The sequence below is a fragment of the Mesorhizobium sp. M1E.F.Ca.ET.041.01.1.1 genome, from assembly GCF_003997355.1.
Classification (GTDB): domain Bacteria; phylum Pseudomonadota; class Alphaproteobacteria; order Rhizobiales; family Rhizobiaceae; genus Mesorhizobium.
Genome location: NZ_RZSL01001070.1, coordinates 1 through 1,111, shown reverse-complemented (window position 1 = coordinate 1,111; position 1,111 = coordinate 1). Strand labels below are relative to the sequence as shown.

Genomic DNA, 1,111 nt, shown 5'->3' with positions numbered 1-1,111 from the left:
GCGCAAGCGCCGTGCTGCTCGACATCGGCGTCACCGGCGACCAGACGCTCGGCCGCCGCGCCATCAACCTTTTGCAGCCCAAGGCGCGCGGAAGACTCAACGGGCTCTTCGTCGGCATCTTTTTCATCGGAGGGGCCATCGGTTCGCTGCTGGCGGGAATCGCCTGGGCATGGGGCGGGTGGAATGCGGTCTGCGCGGCGGGGGCGGTATTTGGGGTTGTGGCGCTGGTGGTGGATTGGGTGAAATGAGGTGGCGCCGCCCTCACCTTCTCCCCTCGTGGGAGCAGGTGTCGCTGAAGGCGACGGATGAGGGTTCCAGAAGGAATGAGATGCAGAAATATTGAGCGATTTCAGAGCTTTACCTTTCAGCGCAGCGCTCCGTCCAACACCCCTCATCCGTCTCGGCGCTTCGCGCCGATCCACCTTCTCCCACAAGGGGAGAAGGTGAGGCGCTAGCCTATCCCGCCCGTCACCACATACGCCCCCGCCGCGCGCCCATCCGGCAGGCGCACGATGGCGGTGACGATCGAGCCGTAGGAGCCGCGCCAGACGCTGTGGAAGCCCTGATGCGTCGAGGCCGGCACGACGACCCTGCCGGTATAGCGGTTGCCGCTCGCCTGCATATGGACCGACTCGCCGTTGAGATGGACCTTGACGACGGCGACATCCGGTCCTGCCTCGCTTGCATCGATCTCCAGCGTGATCGCGATCTCGTCGGTGTCGCCGGCGCGGGTCGTCTCGGCAGTCAGCATTATCGTAAGCGGCACATCGCCAGCCGGACCCGGCGCGTCCCGGCCCTCCACAAACACATCGCCCGCCAACGGCGGCGTGCGCGGCGGGACGGTGCGGCGCTTCGTGGCGCGCTCGTAGTCGCCGGCGAAGCGCAGCAGCGCCGCGTCGTCATAGGCCTTGCCGGCAAAGGTCAGCCCGACCGGCATGCCGATATCGGCCATGGTGCCCATCGGCACCGTCACTGTCGGGATGCCGAGATGGCGCCAGACGAGATTGCCGTTGGCGACCCAGGTGCCGTTGCGCCAGGCGAGCGCGGCGGAGGTCTCGTTGACGTCGGCGTCGGCGGGCCCAACATCGGCGGCGGCCGGCAGCACCACAGC

The 1,111-nt window shown here is 67.6% G+C and carries 2 pseudogenes; one reads left to right on the top strand and one right to left on the bottom strand.

From position 1 onward, the window contains the following. Window positions 1-248 (top strand): annotated as a pseudogene (locus tag EOA38_RS37410) (MFS transporter); the annotation flags it as partial. 203 nt (window positions 249-451) lie between these two features. Here EOA38_RS37410 and EOA38_RS37405 read toward each other — a convergent pair. Next, window positions 452-1,111 (bottom strand): annotated as a pseudogene (locus EOA38_RS37405) (amidase family protein); the annotation flags it as partial.